The organism is Vaginisenegalia massiliensis (genome assembly GCF_900604935.1).
In the GTDB taxonomy this organism is placed as follows: domain Bacteria; phylum Bacillota; class Bacilli; order Lactobacillales; family Aerococcaceae; genus Vaginisenegalia; species Vaginisenegalia massiliensis.
Genome location: NZ_UWPC01000008.1, coordinates 1 through 16,873, shown reverse-complemented (window position 1 = coordinate 16,873; position 16,873 = coordinate 1). Strand labels below are relative to the sequence as shown.

The following is a 16,873-nucleotide window of genomic DNA, read 5'->3' as shown; positions in this document are numbered from 1 at the left end:
TGTATTGTCAACCAAAGAAAAGGGTCTTGCCTTAAGGCAAGACCCTTTCGCTTTTAACTTGTAAGCAGTATATTATCATCTAGCAATTACAGTCAAAAAAGCTCAACTAAATGAACGTTAAACTCTAAAAAGATAAACCGGGCTTAGTTGATTGACTCGATTCATTTTGACTATTTTGGCTTTCGTCTTTGTTGCTTGAATCTGATGAAGATGAACCATCTTCTGATTCTTTCTTATCCCGTTTAAGTTTTTCTTTTTGTTTCTTCAGTTGCTCTTGACGTTCCTGTTCAGCTAATTTAGCTCTAAAATCGGACCAGAATTTTGTTAAATCTTCTTGGCTTGCTGCAAAGAGAACATCTTCATAGCTTAATTCTTTTGCAGGGTGACTCACTTTAAAGAGCTCCTCTTTTAGAGGACCTTTGATATTTATTGACCGACCATCAATATTAACAAAGCCTGGTAAAGTCCCAGTAAATTCAACTATCGGAGTCTGAGTAACTGACATTGGTTGTTGGAATCGTTCTTCGGTACCAAAAATTTCAGGACGTACAGCATATAATTCATTCATGACATTGGCCCAATAACGTTGAATGCGATCGCCTTCGCTTCCGAAGCCATCGTTAATATCAAATTGATATTGGTTGTAGCGGTTATCATAGCCAATCCAAGTTCCCACTGAGATTTTTGGAGTGGCTGCCATGAACCAAAGGTCTTTAGCATCTTCACTGGTTCCTGTTTTAGCAATCCAATCTCCACCCATTGTCAGTGAGTTGGCGGCGGTAACTCCAGTCCCTGTTTTTAAGGTATCTCTCAGCATATCTAGGAGTAGGTAATTGGTATCTTCACTAAATACTTGTGTGGGTTTACTTGGGGCGCTAAAGATAATTTGGCCTTTATTATCTTCAATTTTTTCAATGATATGACCATGAGTATACTGACCTTGGTTAGCAATAGTAGAGAAGGCACGTGTTTGCTCAAAGACAGTTGGGCCAGTTGTCGTTCCTCCAATTGAGAAGGCCAGATTTTGAATATCTGTTTCAGGGTAGGATGAGGCCAAAGAAAAGCCCATGTTCTTTAAATACTGACCGATATCAACTTTTTGATTTATCATACTTTCGTAAATACGGATAGTCGGTAAGTTATGAGATTGCGATAGTGCGGTACGGGCACTTTCAAAACCATTACTAATACTTTGACCATAGTTTGTTGGCTCCCATAACGTACCATCGGCATTTTGATGTTGATAGGCTGTATCAGGAATGATAGTGGCTGGATTAATCAAGTTTTCTTCAATTGCAGGTCCATAAACAGCTAATGGTTTGATGGTTGAACCAGGCGATCGCCGCATTTTAAACGCGTGGTCAACTTGATTATTTTTGTAATCAAAACCAGCCACAAAGCCTAGGACTTTACCGGATGTATTATCCATAACAACCATACCAGATTGGACAGATTCAACATAGTAGATATCTTTACCACTTTGAGGATCGGTATAGACTCCGTCATATGTAGCACCTAATTCATTTTGATGTTTTTGGGCACTTGCTTGAAGCTGGTCATATATCTGTTTATCAATCGTGGTGTAGACCTTATAACCACCTGTTTTTAACTGGTTTTCAGCTTTTTGATAGTATTGGTTGTACAGATCAGTCTTTGCATAAACGCTGTCCCAATCGCCACCATCTTTCTCAATTTGCATGCGCATTAATTGTTCAGTGGCTTCATGCATTGCGGTTTGATATAGATAAGATTCGCGATTGGCATTGGCTTCTTGGCTAGGTAAGAAGTCTTTGCTAATATCATAATTTTTGGCCTGTTCATACTCAGCTTTATTAATTTTCTCTGAGCGATACATGCGGAATAGTACTTCTTTCATCCGCTTTATGCCGGGACTTAGATCCTTTTTAAGACGGCCAAATTGATCATAAGGGGTATAAGAATATGGATCTTGTGGCATACCGACTAAATAGGCAGCTTGAGCTAAGTTAACTTCATTTGCTTTTTTACCGAAAATTCCTTCGGCAGCTTTTGCAATACCAGCGACATTTTCTCCACTGTTATTGCGGCCAAACGGCGAAACATTTAGATAGGCTTCTAGAATCTCATCTTTAGAGAAGTGATTTTCTAAGCGCAGAGCCAACAAAATTTCATTGGCTTTTCGTGAGAAGGTAACTTCATTATTGAGCATTTGCTGCTTGACGAGTTGTTGAGTAAGAGTTGAACCACCCGTACCAGTCCCAGGACTCAATACTTCCTGAATGGTTGCTCGAATGATGGCCTTGGGTATGACACCTTGGTGTTGGTAGAAATATTCATCTTCTGTGGCAATTAAGCCGTTGATGATTAAAGGCGAAATCTCCTTTAACTTGGTCAAGGATCGGACCACATCAGATTGGACATTTGCAATCGGTTTGCCATCGTTATAGTAAAGAGTGCTCAATTGATCAAGTTGGGTAATCTCTTGGTACATTTTTTCTTTAGTTGGCGGTTGGTTATTAGCCACAAGGCTAGCGAAATAGCCAAAGGCAGTTCCACCAGCGCCTGCTGCTCCTAGTAGGGCAATTAAGAAAATATAGACCAAAATTTTACGAGCGACATTTAAAAAGACATTAAAGCCAAATGACCATCGTTCCTTTACATCAAAACTGGATAGGTCAAGTTCATCGTAGTTAGAGTTGTGACGAGCATGGCTTTCAGGTTTTTGTTTTTTCTTTATGCTTGAAAATAAGTTAGCGCGAGCTATTTTCGCATGGTCAAAAATTTTAGGCCGTTTAGTTCGGGAATTTTGGCGGCGTCGAGAAACTTTTGGTGCTGCTAAAGGTGTTTCTGTTGTATTTGGATCAGCTTTCTTATGTAAATTTAGGTCACTAATGACGTTCTTGTCCTCCACCTTAGCTGGGCTAGGTTCCACCAACTCAGTGTGATTGGTGGATACTTTAGCTGTATTTTTGTCAGCTTTGTTTGCCATAGTATCTTGGCTTAAAGTCGTATTATCAGTCGGTGATGAAGGAACAGCTTGAGAACTAGTTTGAGAGGCTTCCCTGTCATTTAAATGAAGGAGTTTTTCATTTGATTTCTCAACAGGCTCGGAAATAGGAACTGAGACTAAGTCTTTATGCGAGTGGGTCTCAGATTTAGAGGCTTTATCCGAAACAGAAGATTCATAGGGTTCATTGACCTGAGAAAGTGAATTTTCTGGATTTACCCTTGCATTGATTTTTTTTGAATTTAGAGAGTCCTTATCATTAACGTTCTCTTTTTTAATTTCTGTCGTTAAAAAAGAAGTTTCAGTCAATAAGTTAGACTTCTCGATTTTTTTTGAATGGTTTGTTTTTGTTGGCTGAGAAAGCTCTTTTTCGGAAGTAAGTGGATCAAGAGAGATACCCTCAATCGGAGTGGTTGTTTGTTTTCGTTCACCTTGAGGAATCTCTGGCTTGAATTTCGTTTTATCGATAGTTTTGGTAGGATAAGGCGCTTCTTCTAGTAGAGAAGGGGAGTCTTTCTTTTGGTGCAGATTAGACTTTGTTGGCAAAATAGCTGGTCGATCATTTTGCATTTTATCCTGGTAATGCCGAGAACTTACAGTATTTGAAGAACTTTCTGATACACGTGTTGATTTAGGGTTTTCAGTTTGCTCGACTAAGTTAGTTTTAGCTGACTTACCAAGTGATGCTTGTGGGACTTGGATTGTTGGAACCGGTTTAGCCGGTTTTACCGTTTTGGCCAAGATAGAATCTGGAGTTGAATGCTTCTGATTCTGTCCCGGTCTAGTCAGTGCGGACTCAAGAGAAGGTGCTTTAGTTACATTTTGCTTAGCTAAGCGTTGACGACGTTCTCGTTCTCTTGCAATTTCCTCCGGAGTTGGGAGATTTTGTGTATAATTCCACTGGCGTCTTGTATTCGCTTTAGACAGGCCAGTTTGTTGAGTCGAACGAGTTGAGGACTTGATATGGGTTGCCTCTTCCACCGATTGCGTTGCAAGTGGTTCAGGTCCTTTAGTTGTTTGAATGGTCGGTAGAATCGGTCGAGAATCTTTATTGTTCAAGATTGGTTGATTAGAATAAATTTTCTCTTGTTTAGGCGGTAATGGTGCAAGATTTTTTTGCCTAGATACTTCACGAGATTCAGGTGCAGTCCTTATGGATTGTTCTGGTTCGGTTTGTTTAGCCCTTAGAGAGGGAATCTTGCGCTCAAATTGACCTGAGGTATCAGTCCTATCAGCGGGCTGAGTTAGTTTTGTCCGGACCTTTTTGATATTTTGTCTAGGAGTTTGGTATTCACTTAATTTTTTCTTTTCTTCATCGAGAAACGATTTTACCCGTTTTAATGAATGATTTAGGAAAAGACTAGATTGTTGTGTAATGGGTTTTGAATCACTTGGTTGAAAATGCCAATCATCCTCCCACTGATCACTAAAACGTTCTTGGCGGGATGGACGAGTAGATCCATTGGTTGGACTAGCGGCCTTTGAATCAGCTCCTTTTGTTCTATGATTAGATTCAAAATTATTCAAAGGAGTTTTATCACGATGTTGAGCATAGAAATCATCCCATTTTGAAGTAGAGTGCCTATGCTTAACCCTTGTTTTAGATAATGAAGGGTTTGTTTTGTCTTCTGGGTAATCGAAAGAAGCATCATAAAAAGTCCGACCTTCTTTTGATATAGTTTGTTGCTTATTTGGCTTTGGTTTATTAGGATTCTTACTGTGATCCATAGAATCACCAACCTTTGTCTTTGAATTTCGCTAGTAGCTAAGCGGTAATTTCTCCTGATAAGGATTCACCAATAGCATTTAAGCGATTTTCCCACTCTTGTGTTGATAAACCATGTTCAGCAACATAGCGGTTACGTGGGTGTTTACGACAAGTAGGGCAACAACCTCTAAGGTATTTATCTTCGTTTTCTTTTGAGGCTAAAATTTGTTCGTTACATTCGGGATTGCCACAGTTGATGTAACGTTCACATGGGCTGCCATCAAACCAGTCTCTACCTACAATTGTAGGGTCTTTATGATTAATGTCAACCGCTATTCGTTCATCAAAAACATACATTTTACCATCCCATAGTTCTCCTTGAACTTCAGGATCCTTACCATAGGTTGCAATTCCTCCATGTAATTGACCAACATCTTTAAATCCTTCACGGACTAACCAACCAGAGAATTTTTCACAGCGAATACCGCCGGTACAGTATACGACAACGCGTTTTTCCATAAATTCGTCCTTATGGTCGCGTACCCATTGGGGAAGTTCTCTAAAATTACGAATATCAGGACGGACAGCACCGCGGAAATGACCTAGATCATATTCATAATCATTCCGAGTATCTAATACGATTGTGTTTTCATCAAGTAAAGCTTCTTTAAAAGCTTTAGGATCAAGATATTGTCCAGTTAATTCTAAAGGATTGATATCGTCTTCAAGTTTAAGTGAAACGAGCTCTTTACGTGGTCGGCAATACATTTTTTTAAAAGCACAGGTATCTTCTTCATCTTCTTTGAACCATAAGTCCTCGAAGCCTTCTAGTGAATGAACATAGTCTTTATAAGCTTGAGTTTGTTCCGGAGTTCCAGAAACTGTTCCGTTGATTCCTTCATGGGCGACTAGGATGCGTCCTTTTAGTCCAATTTCTTTACATTTGGCTAAGTGTTCTTTAGCAAAGCTTTCAGGATCAGCAATTGGGTTATATTTGTAATACAATAAGACTCTAAATGGTTTTGACATATTAATTTCCTCCTTGTAGTTGCATGCTACAGTATGTTTTGCTCATACAGTTCTCCATTATACTGATAATATTATTCAGGTACAAAATATTTGCTTAGTTTGATTAATAAATACATCTCCATAGTTTATGAATAGCGAAAAACAAGTAGAGTATGCTACACTCAAGACGAAGTTAAAGAAGGAGCGTGAAGATCATGTTTGAGCGCGTGCTAATAATAGCCAATCCCGGTTCGGGAAAAGGGTTAGCAGAAACTTATGCAAATAAATTGGAAGAATTGCTAAGAGAAGTTTATCACTCTCATACTCAAGTTCGGCTAACCGAAAAAGCTGGGGATGCCAAACAATGGGCACAGGAGGCTAGTGACGAGGGTTATTCAACGGTTATTTGTTTAGGCGGTGATGGAACAGTCAACGAAACGGCCCATGGGCTTATGCTTGCTTCTCACTCGGTGGAATTTGGCTTTATTCCTATGGGAACGGTCAACGATTTAGCCAGAGCAATAGGCTATGATTTACATCCACTCAAAGCCATAGAACAATTTAAAACGATGTCTTTAGAAAAGATGGATATTGCTCAAGTAAATGATCAATATTTTATCAATGTTTTAGCGATTGGTTCAGTTCCAGAATCAGTCATGAATACTAGCTCGCAAGATAAAAATTTTTGGGGGCCTTTGGCCTATGTTAAAGATGCCATGGGAGCCTTCTTTGATGGCAAGGGGTATGACCTCATTATTTCAACAGCCGAAGGCACCCAAGTAGAACTTAAGACTTCGCTTCTACTGGTTGGATTAACCAACTCGGTTGCTGGCTTTGAAACCATGATACCGCAAGCTAATTATGCCGATGGGCAAGTCCATTTAATCGCTGTCAAAGGGAATACACCAGTCGATGCAGTCATTGCTGCAGGTCAATTAGCCATCCAAGTACCTTCCAAACCAAATCTCATAAGTCTTTCTAGTCGTGCCTTTTCGATTGAGAATCGGCAAACAAACGAGAAAGTCGTCACCAATATCGACGGGGATCCAGGTCCAAGTCTACCAATTAAAATTACCGTCCATCCTCAAGCCATCAATGTATTAGTTCCGCAGGTTAGCAAAGACATATCTTAACTTATCTAAGCTAAACTATGATATAATGATTGTGTGAATAATGTGTTAGGAGGATAGGCCATGGTAGCAAGACTTTCGAAAGAACAACGAAGCTTAATTGAAAAAGAACTCCGTCGCGGCACAAGCAAATCAAGAATCGCCACCTTATTAAATGTGGACTATGATACTGGTTTAGAAATGATTGATAAGGTGAAGATGTCTATTCGTCCTGAAGTAGGCGATAAAATCGTCTTTAACTTTAGAGAAGTTAAGATGACCGGTATTATCACCAAGTTATTAACGAATAGTGCAGTAGTTGAAATTTACTGGGAAGAATCTGACAAAACAATGAAAGATATTTGTGAAGAACGAACCATTGTTAATTTTAAAGACATCATCGAATTTGTTCAATTGCCTCCACAGCAAGAAGATGAAGGTCTTGTGCTTCATCAAGAAGATGAAGATTTACGAATTAATCCCATAAATGATTAAATAAAAACCGTCAGAAGCTACCATTCATTTAGGAGCTTATGACGGTATTTTAGTTTGAATATCATGAAATAAACTTTAGCTACACAGAATATATGAACATCTGTTTGTAATTATCCAAGGGTGTCTAAAATATCGAGGTTGGCTTTGTCAATGTAAGAGAGTAGTCTAGCATTTTCTTGGCTATGAAAGTCGCTCGTTAAGCCAATTTGATAGAGAAAGGCTTGTAACCAAAGCTGGTCATCGGTCACTACTTCATCGATAAAGGGATAAAATTCTAAGGCCTGTAAAGTCAATTGATTTTTGAGTTCGTTTAAAAGATGTGGATTTTGTTCTTGACAATAGGAATCGACGTCTGCCATTAAGTTTTGATAGATCGGCAATTGGCGGTATGGGCTTAAATCAGACAAGTTCACCTGACGCTCTTGACCAAACCATAGAAGTTTAACAATTTCAGAATAATTGTTGAGAATTAAATGATGTAAAACGTCTGTTTTAATATAATTGCCGATAGTCGGTGTTTCTAGAATGGCTAAATAAAGTAACAAACTAGAGTCCATATCAAGCCGATAAAGACGCTTAATTCTGCTTAACAGGTTGAAGGGGGATTCTTCCCTTAATTTTGTAATAATTTGATGAGCCTGCTCAAGTGTATCGACTTGCTTAATCGCTTGCTCAAAATTAATCTGTTCATTAAGTTGGCGAATGAGGCCTCGGAATAAGTCTTGCAGCCCAGCTTGATGGCTAACTTGATCTTTTAGCTGGTAGAGCTTGAGCAGAGCTTCTTGAGAAGGTAAAATCTTAGTTAGGCTATAGGCATAGTCGTGGGCTAAGTCCGCGTCAGCTAAGATAGCCATTTCATCTGGAAATTCTTTTTGCCAAAGTTCAGCTAGTTCTTGCTCATGTCCAAGAAGTAAGTGTAGGCTTACTAACTCCTTAAATATTTCCGGATTTTTTTCGATTTGATAACTTTTTTGAAAATATTCTAGAGCTTGCGGATAGTCACCTGTTTGAAGGCTAGTATTACCTTTACGAGAATAAGCCTCCGCCTTATTTGGAAGATTATAAATATCTGACATTCTTGGCGCTCCTTATTATCAATTTATAGATTATTTTACCACAATTTTTTAGAAAATATCAGTTAGTGAGGAAAAAATGATACGAATATTTACCGATGCAGCCTATAATCCAAAAACAAAAGAAGCCGGTCTTGGGGTAGTCCTCTTCGTCAATCAGTCTCGCTTTGACTATCATGAGTTTTTACCACAGGCAGGCGATAATCATGAAGCAGAATTTACAGCTGTTCAATTAGCTATGCAACAACTTGGTCAACATGTCAGTCACCAAGACGAGGTTATCTTATTGCATTGCGATAGTAAAATTGTCATTCAATCTCTGGATAAGCAATATGCTAAACAGGAGGCTTATCATCTTTTACTAAAGAAATCATTAAACCAAATTGCTCAATATCCAAATTTTTATTGGAAATGGATCCCAGAAAAAGAAAATCTAGCAGCTGACCAAGTGGCCAGACACGCCTTGCATAAAAAATTAAAACGATAACCTTTTATTGGTTATCGTTTTGTTTTTTATGATTGGGTTTAATGGTTGACCAATATTGATAGTAGTCTACTTTGAGAGCCCCATTATAAAGTTTGCGTTTTTTGGTTGCTTTTTGGCCATAATACTGTTCAAACTGCTCGTCACTAGTCAAAATATATTTGCTCCAGCTAGGCATCTTTTGATAAATCTGGCCCATTTGTTGATATAGCTTATGAACTGCTTCTTCATCTAAAAGACGGTCGCCATAGGGAGGATTGGCAATTAAAATACCAAATTCTTTGTTTGGTACATAATCACTCAGTTGCATTTGTTTAAATTGGATGTCGTCGGCTAATCCAGCACGTTTTGCATTTTCTTTAGCTATTTCAATCATTCGATGATCAATATCCGTTCCATAGAGGTCTAGCTTTACATCTGTTTTGATGGCTGCTTGAGCGTCTTGACGGGCAGATGAAAAAACGTTTTGATCAAAGAATGTCCATTTTTCAGCAGCAAAGCTTCGATTTAAGCCGGGAGCAATATTTTTCCCAATTAATCCGGCTTCAATTAGAATTGTACCGGAACCACAGCATGGATCGTACATGGGACGTTCAGGGTACCATGTGGTTAATTTTACTAAAGCAGCAGCCATATTTTCTTTCAGTGGAGCTCCACCTTTTTCAACCCGATAACCGCGTTTAAATAGGGAAGTTCCTGAAGTATCCAAGGTGAGAGTCACTTGATCTTTAACGAGTGAAACTTCGATTGGGTATAAGGGTCCTGTTTCTGGAAGAACCGTTCGACGGTGGTAATAATCCATCAAGCGGCTAGCAATGGCTTTTTTGACGATGCGTTGACAGTTTGGAACGGAATGAAGCTGGGATTTTACTGATTTGCCAGCAACAGGGAATTCGGCGTCCATGGGTAAGATATCTTCCCATGGAAGAGCTTTGGTTTGGTCGAATAAACTTTCAAAACTTTTTGCTTCAAATTGACCAAAGACAATTTTGATGCGGTCAGCTGTTCGTAACCATAGATTGGTGCGGGCAATATCCGCATCGGAACCTTTAAAAAAGACTTTGCCATTTTCTGTTTCAGTTTGATAGCCTAAGTCTTTTAATTCTTGGGCCGTAATCGCTTCGATACCCGCCGCTACAGTGGCTACAAGTTGATAGTTGGACATCTGAACCCATCCTTTCTTGTTGTTTCATTAAAAAAGACTCTTTTACAAGAGTCTAAAACCTATAAAGTAAATTTCGATAAGCCATGTTCTGTCAAGATTGCTTGCTAGGTCACAAACAATCTGGGTAATCATCTATCTACAATTTCTTGTCTCTTTCGCCGTTGAATTCCGTTGAAAAAGTGCCCCTACCAAAGTTTGGGTTGCTCGCTCGAGGGGTTTACCGCGTTCCACTTCTAAGTTTCCTTAGAATATCGTCACTGTGGCACCTTAGAAAGTACTAAGTCATAGCCGAAGCCTTAGACCGTTTCTTTGCCGTTAGTAAAAACTACCTTAGCTTATTGTTTCGCTAAGCACGAACACTACAAGCAATCTCAGCTTGTGCGAGCATGGACTTTCCTCAGCTTTCGCCGCGATTACCTAAAATTTACTCGTTATCTATTATTAAAATTTAGTTTGAGTTAAATCACCAGTGTTATCATTGTTGATTTTAGAACCAAATACGTGTTTTTCTAAGTTGGATAAACGTTTCAAGATATCAAAGTTAGTAACGCCTGATCCAGGTGTAGTTGGAGTATTCTTTTTAGCGAGGGTTAATTGTTTGGTTAACTCATCCACTTTAGAAATGAGTCGTTCATTTTCGTTCTTTAAGTAGACAACATCCTTTTGATAAGAATCATAGTCACGGATGATACTATCTAAGTATTCGTCTACTTCTGCGGTATTGTATCCTCGAACGGTTTTAGAAAATTCTTTCTGTAAAATATCTTTTGCGGTTAAATTCTTCTCTGCCATAAAAATCACCTCATCAGTAGTATTTATCATTCAATTAAGTTCTCAAAAATAAAGATGCCAAAGGGAAAGAAGGAGTCTCATTTAAAACAAATTCAGACTTTCCCTAGATTGTAAGGCATTCGTAATATACATTATGCCATTAATACATAAAAATATCTAGCGAATATTTGTTCAATTTTATTTTGCTCAGCCGTGAAGGACGGATAATATCGCTAAAACATGTTGTTATTCATTGAATTTTAACGTTCAGTCATTCATAATAGATAGATAAAGAAGGTGATATAGAAGTGGAAAAAAATAATCTATTTGTTGTCTTAAAACAGTTGATTGAAGAAAATCATTTTCAGTGTGAGTGGGGAATGCAGTGGAATGAGGAAACGCATTATCTTGAACTCATTTTCCAGTACGATCTAGATAATCCTTATGGGGCAACATATGGTGATGGAGGTCAAATTAGCTTATCTAGTCAACGATTACCTTATGAGATAAGAGTCATTCTATATCAGGAAGATCAAGCTCTAATTGATCAACAACGTTATATTTATCACTTACCCGTATCGCAAGATCAAGGTATTGCTTATGGGGAATTAGTAGCAATCATTAAATATTTAAAAATCATAACGGCTAAAATTCCTCAAAAATGGTTGGCCTTTCGTCAAGATAGTCAGGCACAGCATTTTGTCACTGAATGGAATCAGGACCATTTCATGCAAATTAAACAAAGTTTGATTGATACCCATCGATACAATGAACAACGTGTCTACTTTCCAACAGAAAAATAAGGAGTGAAGTATCTAGATGACAAAGAAACAAAATTGGCAAAAAGTGTTGGTCACAACTACAACAATTGATCCCAATGAAATTGATTTAATGAGTCAACAATTATTTAGTCATGGAGCAATTGGGTTGGAAGTGGATTATGCTCAAGGTTACCTAGAAAATAATCCTAATTTGTTTGGCGAAATAGCCGATCCCTTACCTAAGGAGCGCTTGGAACATGATACTGAGATTATAGCTTACTATGAAACGCCGATCGAACTTGACCAACTAAAGGAGGAATTGCAGGTCCTTGTGCCACAAGTTCACTTTTCTTTGACGCATGAAAATGTTGAAGACGAAAACTGGCAACAGAGTTGGATGGTTAACTATAAACCAGAAGCGATTAGTCGATTTATTACTATTGTACCGGTATGGGAAGATTATAGGAATCGACCAGATGAGAAAGTAGTCAAAATTGATCCAGGTTTGGCCTTTGGAACGGGTAATCATCCGACCACGCAATTAGGAGTTCAAGCCCTAGAGACGACCATGCGGGGGCATGAACATGTTTTGGATGTAGGTACGGGTTCAGGAATCCTATCTTTTGTAGCAGGAGCTTTAGGAGCTGACTTCGTTGCCGGCTATGACCTCGATCCTCAAGCTGTGGATAGCGCCCTTCAGAATTTGGCGTATCAAGATCAAAACGGTCAAACTCAGTATGAATTTGCGGTAAATGATTTACTAAAAGGTGTTGATCATAAGGCCGATATTATCGTAGCAAATATTTTACCTCATATATTAGTTGGACTTTTTGATGATGCTAAACGCTTGTTAAATCACCAAGGATTTTTGATTCTTGGAGGTATTTTAAAAGAAAAAGGAAGTTTTATTGAGGATTGTCTTCAAGAATATGGTTGGGAAGTTATCCAAAAAAATGAACGGAAAGGTTGGTTGGGCTACATTGCCCAAATCAAAGAGTAATTATGCAACGTTATTTTGTTAAAGAGGCTTTGAATCAAGGACAAGAAGTAAACCTAATGGCTGAAGATTCCCACCATTTATTGAGAGTCATGCGGGCACAACATGGCCAAGAAGTATATGTAGTTGATGGGCAGGGGCAGGTTTGGTTAGGGCAAGTACTGAGTCCTGATAAACAAGCAAGCCATGCTCGTATTGAAGTTGTTCAACCTATAGCAAGTCAAGTTGAACTCCCCGTTGAAATTACTTTAGCGTGTGGTCTATCAAAAAACGATAAATTAGAATGGATTGTTCAAAAGGCAACTGAATGCGGCATGACCGAATTCATTCCCTTGGCCTTAAAACGAGATGTCGTTAAGTGGCAAGAATTCAAAGCGCAGCAAAAAGTCGATCGTTTGCAAAAAATAGCCAAAGAAGCGGCTGAACAGGCTCATAGAACCTTCATTCCTCATATTCATTCTCTTAGTAATATGACGGAGTTGTTAGAACAAGTGGCTAATTTTGACGTCTTATTGGTAGCATATGAAGAAACAGCTAAGGCTGGTAACCATACACAACTAAAGCAGACACTATCAAATTTAACGGCGGGGCAAAGAATCTTGGTTGTTTTTGGGTCGGAAGGTGGTCTAGAATTCGAAGAAGTAGATCAACTTTTGGCTTCTGGTTTTAAAGCGATGAGTTTGGGGCCAAGAATTTTACGAGCGGAGACGGCTCCTATCTATTTTTTAAGTGCGGCAAGTTATGTTTTAGAATTAAATTAAAGAAAAGAGGAAATACTATGGAATTAAATCAATATATCGATCATACCTTATTGAAAGCGGATGCTACTCAAGATATGGTAAACCAATTGATTAAAGAAGCGAAAGAGCATCAATTCATGTCGGTTTGCGTGAATCCAACTTGGGTATCTCATGCTGCTCAAGCCTTAAAGGGGAGTTCGGTAAAAGTCTGTACTGTTATTGGTTTTCCTTTGGGTGCTAATTCAAGTAAAGTAAAAGCATTTGAAGCTCAAATAGCCATTGAAGATGGGGCTGATGAAATTGATATGGTTATCAATATCGGTGCAGCTAAAGATGGACTATGGGATCTTGTTAAAGAAGATATCAAGGCTGTAGTTAGAGCAGCTAACCATCGGGCATTAGTGAAAGTTATTATTGAAACATGTTTATTAACTCAAGATGAAATCACCTTAGCTTGTCGAAAAGCTAAAGAAGCGGGTGCTGATTATGTAAAAACATCAACTGGTTTTTCTACAGGTGGAGCAACAGTTGAAGATATTCGCTTAATGCGTCAAGTAGTCGGACCAAAGGTTGGGGTTAAAGCCAGCGGTGGCGTAGGAAATTATCAAGAAGCGCTAGCCATGATTGAAGCAGGTGCGAGTCGAATTGGTGCTTCTAAAGGTGTTAGCATCATGGAAGCAGCTAAACAAGCAGAATAAATCAACGTAAATATTTAGATAAAAGGAGGTGAGCTAATGCCAAGAAATCAAGAATTATCAGCTGAGGCAGTTTTGGACTTGTGCCGGTTATATATGAATGATAAAAACGTGGAATTCGTAAAGAAAGCCCTTGATTTTGCGACCAAAGCCCACCAAGGGCAAGTTCGCTTATCAGGGGAGCCCTATATTATTCATCCAATTCAGGTGGCAGGTATACTAGCTCGCCTGAAAAGTGATCCGGATACTGTTGCTACAGGTTTTCTTCATGATGTGGTTGAAGATACACCTTATACATTAGAAGATATTGAGCAAGAATTTTCTGAAACGGTCGCTTTCTTAGTCGATGGAGTTACTAAATTAGGGAAATTTAAGTTTCAAAGTAAGGCGGAAGCCTTGGCCGAGAATCATCGCAAAATGCTCTTAGCAATGGCTAAAGATATGCGGATTATTATGGTTAAGTTGGCTGACCGCTTGCATAATATGCGAACCCTTAAATTCCAAAAAGCCGCTAAACAAGTTGAAAAGTCTCAGGAAGCCATTGAAATTTATGCCCCTTTAGCCGATCGCTTGGGGATGAATTTAATCAAGTGGGAATTGGAAGATATTGCTTTGCGCTATACCAATCCTGGACAATACTATCGCATCGTTAAATTAATGGATGCTAAACGAGATGAGCGAGAAAAGTACATCCAAGATGCTATTTTGGAAATTGAACATGCCGTCGAAGAATTGGATATTGAAGCAGATGTATATGGTCGCCCTAAACATATTTATTCAATCTATCGGAAAATGGTCGATCAAAACAAAGATTTCGACGATATTTATGATCTGTTGGCCATTCGTGTTATCGTAGCGACTATTAAAGACTGCTATGCCGTTCTCGGAGCCATTCACACTAAGTGGAAACCCATGCCGGGACGTTTCAAAGATTACATTGCTATGCCTAAAGCGAACATGTATCAGTCGATCCATACCACTGTTATTGGACCATTTGGTAAACCTGTAGAAATTCAAATTCGTACGACACAAATGCATGAGATAGCCGAATATGGGGTAGCGGCCCACTGGGCTTATAAAGAAGGTAAAACACAAAAGGTCATTGAAGAAGATTCAATTAAACGACAATTGAATTGGTTTAGAGATATCGTCGAGCTCCAAGATGATGCCAAAGATGCCAGTGAGTTTATGGATTTTGTCAAAGAAGATATCTTTAAAGACCAAGTTTACATTTTCTCTCCTAAGGGAGATGTATTTGAGCTTCCAAATGGAGCAGGACCTATTGACTTTGCCTTCCATGTTCATACGGAAATCGGTAACAAAACCATAGGTGCTAAAGTGAATGGCAAAATTGTGCCGCTAAATTACAAGTTACAAAATGGCGATATTATTGAAATTTTAACGAATCCCAACTCCAATGGCCCTAGTCGCGACTGGTTAAAATTTGCATCTACGAGTAAGGCGCGTAATAAAATTAAGCGTTATTTCAAGATGTTAGATCGTGATAAAAACGCTGAACGTGGACTACAGTTACTTGAAAAAGAACTCAAGGAACAAAATCTGACCTTAAAAGCCGTAACAGGTAAGGGCCGAGAAAAGGATATCCTTGATCGATTTAATTTCTCTAGTTTGATTGATCTATACGCAGCCATTGCTTTAAATGAATTATCAACCGTTAGTATTTTGAATTATGTTAATCAATTTGAAAAACGGGATGATAAAGAACCTGAATCAGATCGATCTAATGAACAATCGATCGAAAAACCGATGACAACAACTGAAAATCATAAGATCCAACATGAAAATGGGGTCATTGTACGCGGGGTAGACAATCTTATGGTACGCTTAAGTCGCTGTTGTAACCCAGTACCAGGTGATGAAATCGTAGGATATATTACTCGGGGGAGAGGGATTTCTGTCCATCGTAAAGATTGTCCTAATTTACTGACCGAACCGGATTTGATTCAACGCACGATTCCGGTGGAATGGGAAGGACAAGCCCAATTAAATGCGGATTATGAAACAGTCATCAAAATTGTAGGTTTTGATCGTTCAGGCTTAATTAATGACATTCTCCATGTTGTTAACCATACCGTCAAAAATTTGCGCAATGTTAATGGTAAAGTGGATCGGAATAGCGTCGCAACCGTTTCGATTAAAGTCGCGATTTCTAATACTTCCCAATTACAAGATTTGATGACTAAATTAAATAATATTCCAGATGTTTACGAAGTGACTCGTGTATCAACGTAGAAAGAAGCAAGTTTGATAAGGAGGGGGAAGTGTGCGGGTTATCATTCAGCGGAGTTTAGCCAGTCAAGTCAGTGTAGATCAAAACGTAATTGGACAAATTGATTCGGGCTTGGTTCTATTAGTTGGATTTTGCCATGAAGACCAATTAGAAGATTTGGCATATTGCGTTCGCAAAATTTGCCAAATGCGCCTTTTCGAGGATCATGAAGGTAAAATGAATTTATCTATTCGCGATGTAGAAGGGCAAATATTATCGATTAGTCAGTTTACCTTGTTTGCGAATACAGCTAAAGGCAATCGACCAAGTTTTACCCAGGCAGCGCGCTTTGATCAAGCTAAAATCTGGTATGACCAATTTAATCAGATGCTTAGAGCAGAAGGTCTTGAAGTAGCTACAGGACAATTTGGTGGGGATATGCAAGTCCAGATTACAAACCAGGGCCCTGTAACGATCATACTAGATTCTAAACAAAAATAATAACCGTTTTAACTTGGACAGGGAAGTGATATGTACCCAGAATCCTGGACACATTGATTTATAGTAGTTTCTAAGCCATGGATGCCATCCTAAATTTAACAGGGGGCATCCATTTTGTTTTTTCTTGGATACGTTCATGATTATAATAGT

14 protein-coding genes and 1 other RNA gene are annotated in these 16,873 nt (G+C 38.7%); 9 read left to right on the top strand and 6 right to left on the bottom strand.

Annotation, left to right across the window (positions count from 1 at the left end; genetic code table 11):
* Positions 1 to 124 precede the first annotated feature (124 nt).
* Together EIH20_RS08600 and trhO are read right to left on the bottom strand one after the other, a co-directional pair.
* Positions 125 to 4,714: a transglycosylase domain-containing protein gene (locus tag EIH20_RS08600; RefSeq protein ID WP_241152402.1), complete on the bottom strand. Its 4,590-nt coding sequence runs from the start codon at positions 4,712 to 4,714 to the stop codon at positions 125 to 127.
* A 37-nt stretch (positions 4,715 to 4,751) separates the two neighbouring features.
* On the bottom strand, positions 4,752 to 5,723 hold the full coding sequence (gene trhO / locus EIH20_RS06175) for an oxygen-dependent tRNA uridine(34) hydroxylase TrhO (protein ID WP_124058840.1): 972 nt from the start codon (positions 5,721 to 5,723) through the stop codon (positions 4,752 to 4,754).
* A 194-nt stretch (positions 5,724 to 5,917) separates the two neighbouring features.
* Between trhO and EIH20_RS06170 the strand changes: the two genes are divergently transcribed.
* Positions 5,918 to 6,835 (top strand): diacylglycerol/lipid kinase family protein, encoded by a 918-nt coding sequence (locus EIH20_RS06170; RefSeq protein ID WP_124058838.1) that lies wholly within the window; start codon positions 5,918 to 5,920, stop codon positions 6,833 to 6,835.
* 60 nt (positions 6,836 to 6,895) lie between these two features.
* Entirely contained in the window at positions 6,896 to 7,306 is a 411-nt protein-coding gene (locus EIH20_RS06165) for a DUF2187 family protein (protein ID WP_124058835.1), read from the top strand.
* A gap of 110 nt (positions 7,307 to 7,416) precedes the next feature.
* On the opposite strand, the gene EIH20_RS06160 is transcribed toward EIH20_RS06165, so the two are convergent.
* Positions 7,417 to 8,382 (bottom strand): tetratricopeptide repeat protein, encoded by a 966-nt coding sequence (locus EIH20_RS06160; protein WP_124058833.1) that lies wholly within the window; start codon positions 8,380 to 8,382, stop codon positions 7,417 to 7,419.
* A 76-nt stretch (positions 8,383 to 8,458) separates the two neighbouring features.
* On the opposite strand from EIH20_RS06160, the gene EIH20_RS06155 reads away from it, so the two are divergent.
* Positions 8,459 to 8,866 (top strand): ribonuclease HI family protein, encoded by a 408-nt coding sequence (locus tag EIH20_RS06155; RefSeq protein WP_124058831.1) that lies wholly within the window; start codon positions 8,459 to 8,461, stop codon positions 8,864 to 8,866.
* A gap of 4 nt (positions 8,867 to 8,870) precedes the next feature.
* On the opposite strand, the gene EIH20_RS06150 is transcribed toward EIH20_RS06155, so the two are convergent.
* From EIH20_RS06150 to gpsB, 3 genes are all read right to left on the bottom strand, one after another.
* The gene (locus EIH20_RS06150; protein ID WP_124058829.1) at positions 8,871 to 10,028 is read right to left on the bottom strand and encodes a THUMP domain-containing class I SAM-dependent RNA methyltransferase; all 1,158 of its coding nucleotides are present in this window, start codon (positions 10,026 to 10,028) and stop codon (positions 8,871 to 8,873) included.
* Between the two features lie 72 nt (positions 10,029 to 10,100).
* Positions 10,101 to 10,453: RNase P RNA component class B (gene rnpB, locus EIH20_RS06145), an RNA gene on the bottom strand.
* 16 nt (positions 10,454 to 10,469) lie between these two features.
* Entirely contained in the window at positions 10,470 to 10,820 is a 351-nt protein-coding gene (gpsB, locus tag EIH20_RS06140; RefSeq protein ID WP_124058827.1) for a cell division regulator GpsB, read from the bottom strand.
* Between the two features lie 287 nt (positions 10,821 to 11,107).
* Here gpsB and EIH20_RS06135 point away from each other — a divergent pair, with 287 nt between their 5' ends.
* Genes EIH20_RS06135 through dtd form a run of 6 tightly spaced genes read left to right on the top strand, consistent with a single transcriptional unit; the run spans position 11,108 to position 16,723 of the window.
* A complete protein-coding gene (locus EIH20_RS06135; RefSeq protein ID WP_164470889.1) occupies positions 11,108 to 11,602 on the top strand; it encodes a DUF3013 family protein in 495 nt (164 codons plus the stop codon).
* Positions 11,603 to 11,618: 16 nt separating this feature from the next.
* Positions 11,619 to 12,560, top strand: a complete 942-nt coding sequence (prmA, locus tag EIH20_RS06130) for a 50S ribosomal protein L11 methyltransferase (protein WP_124058822.1) — start codon at positions 11,619 to 11,621, stop codon at positions 12,558 to 12,560.
* Between the two features lie 2 nt (positions 12,561 to 12,562).
* Entirely contained in the window at positions 12,563 to 13,318 is a 756-nt protein-coding gene (locus tag EIH20_RS06125; protein WP_124058820.1) for a 16S rRNA (uracil(1498)-N(3))-methyltransferase, read from the top strand.
* Between the two features lie 17 nt (positions 13,319 to 13,335).
* Positions 13,336 to 13,995: a deoxyribose-phosphate aldolase gene (gene deoC, locus EIH20_RS06120; RefSeq protein ID WP_124058818.1), complete on the top strand. Its 660-nt coding sequence runs from the start codon at positions 13,336 to 13,338 to the stop codon at positions 13,993 to 13,995.
* Between the two features lie 36 nt (positions 13,996 to 14,031).
* A complete protein-coding gene (locus EIH20_RS06115) occupies positions 14,032 to 16,245 on the top strand; it encodes a RelA/SpoT family protein (RefSeq protein WP_124058816.1) in 2,214 nt (737 codons plus the stop codon).
* A 31-nt stretch (positions 16,246 to 16,276) separates the two neighbouring features.
* Positions 16,277 to 16,723, top strand: a complete 447-nt coding sequence (gene dtd, locus EIH20_RS06110) for a D-aminoacyl-tRNA deacylase (protein WP_124058814.1) — start codon at positions 16,277 to 16,279, stop codon at positions 16,721 to 16,723.
* The last annotated feature ends 150 nt before the right edge of the window (positions 16,724 to 16,873 follow it).

Excerpts from the sequence above, each read along its gene's own strand:
- EIH20_RS08600 (WP_241152402.1), bottom strand. The coding sequence starts at position 4,714 with ATGGATCACAGTAAGAATCCTAATAAACCAAAGCCAAATAAGCAACAA.
- trhO (WP_124058840.1), bottom strand. The coding sequence starts at position 5,723 with ATGTCAAAACCATTTAGAGTCTTATTGTATTACAAATATAACCCAATT.
- EIH20_RS06170 (WP_124058838.1), top strand. The coding sequence starts at position 5,918 with ATGTTTGAGCGCGTGCTAATAATAGCCAATCCCGGTTCGGGAAAAGGG.
- EIH20_RS06165 (WP_124058835.1), top strand. The coding sequence starts at position 6,896 with ATGGTAGCAAGACTTTCGAAAGAACAACGAAGCTTAATTGAAAAAGAA.
- EIH20_RS06160 (WP_124058833.1), bottom strand. The coding sequence starts at position 8,382 with ATGTCAGATATTTATAATCTTCCAAATAAGGCGGAGGCTTATTCTCGT.
- EIH20_RS06155 (WP_124058831.1), top strand. The coding sequence starts at position 8,459 with ATGATACGAATATTTACCGATGCAGCCTATAATCCAAAAACAAAAGAA.
- EIH20_RS06150 (WP_124058829.1), bottom strand. The coding sequence starts at position 10,028 with ATGTCCAACTATCAACTTGTAGCCACTGTAGCGGCGGGTATCGAAGCG.
- gpsB (WP_124058827.1), bottom strand. The coding sequence starts at position 10,820 with ATGGCAGAGAAGAATTTAACCGCAAAAGATATTTTACAGAAAGAATTT.
- prmA (WP_124058822.1), top strand. The coding sequence starts at position 11,619 with ATGACAAAGAAACAAAATTGGCAAAAAGTGTTGGTCACAACTACAACA.
- EIH20_RS06125 (WP_124058820.1), top strand. The coding sequence starts at position 12,563 with ATGCAACGTTATTTTGTTAAAGAGGCTTTGAATCAAGGACAAGAAGTA.
- deoC (WP_124058818.1), top strand. The coding sequence starts at position 13,336 with ATGGAATTAAATCAATATATCGATCATACCTTATTGAAAGCGGATGCT.
- EIH20_RS06115 (WP_124058816.1), top strand. The coding sequence starts at position 14,032 with ATGCCAAGAAATCAAGAATTATCAGCTGAGGCAGTTTTGGACTTGTGC.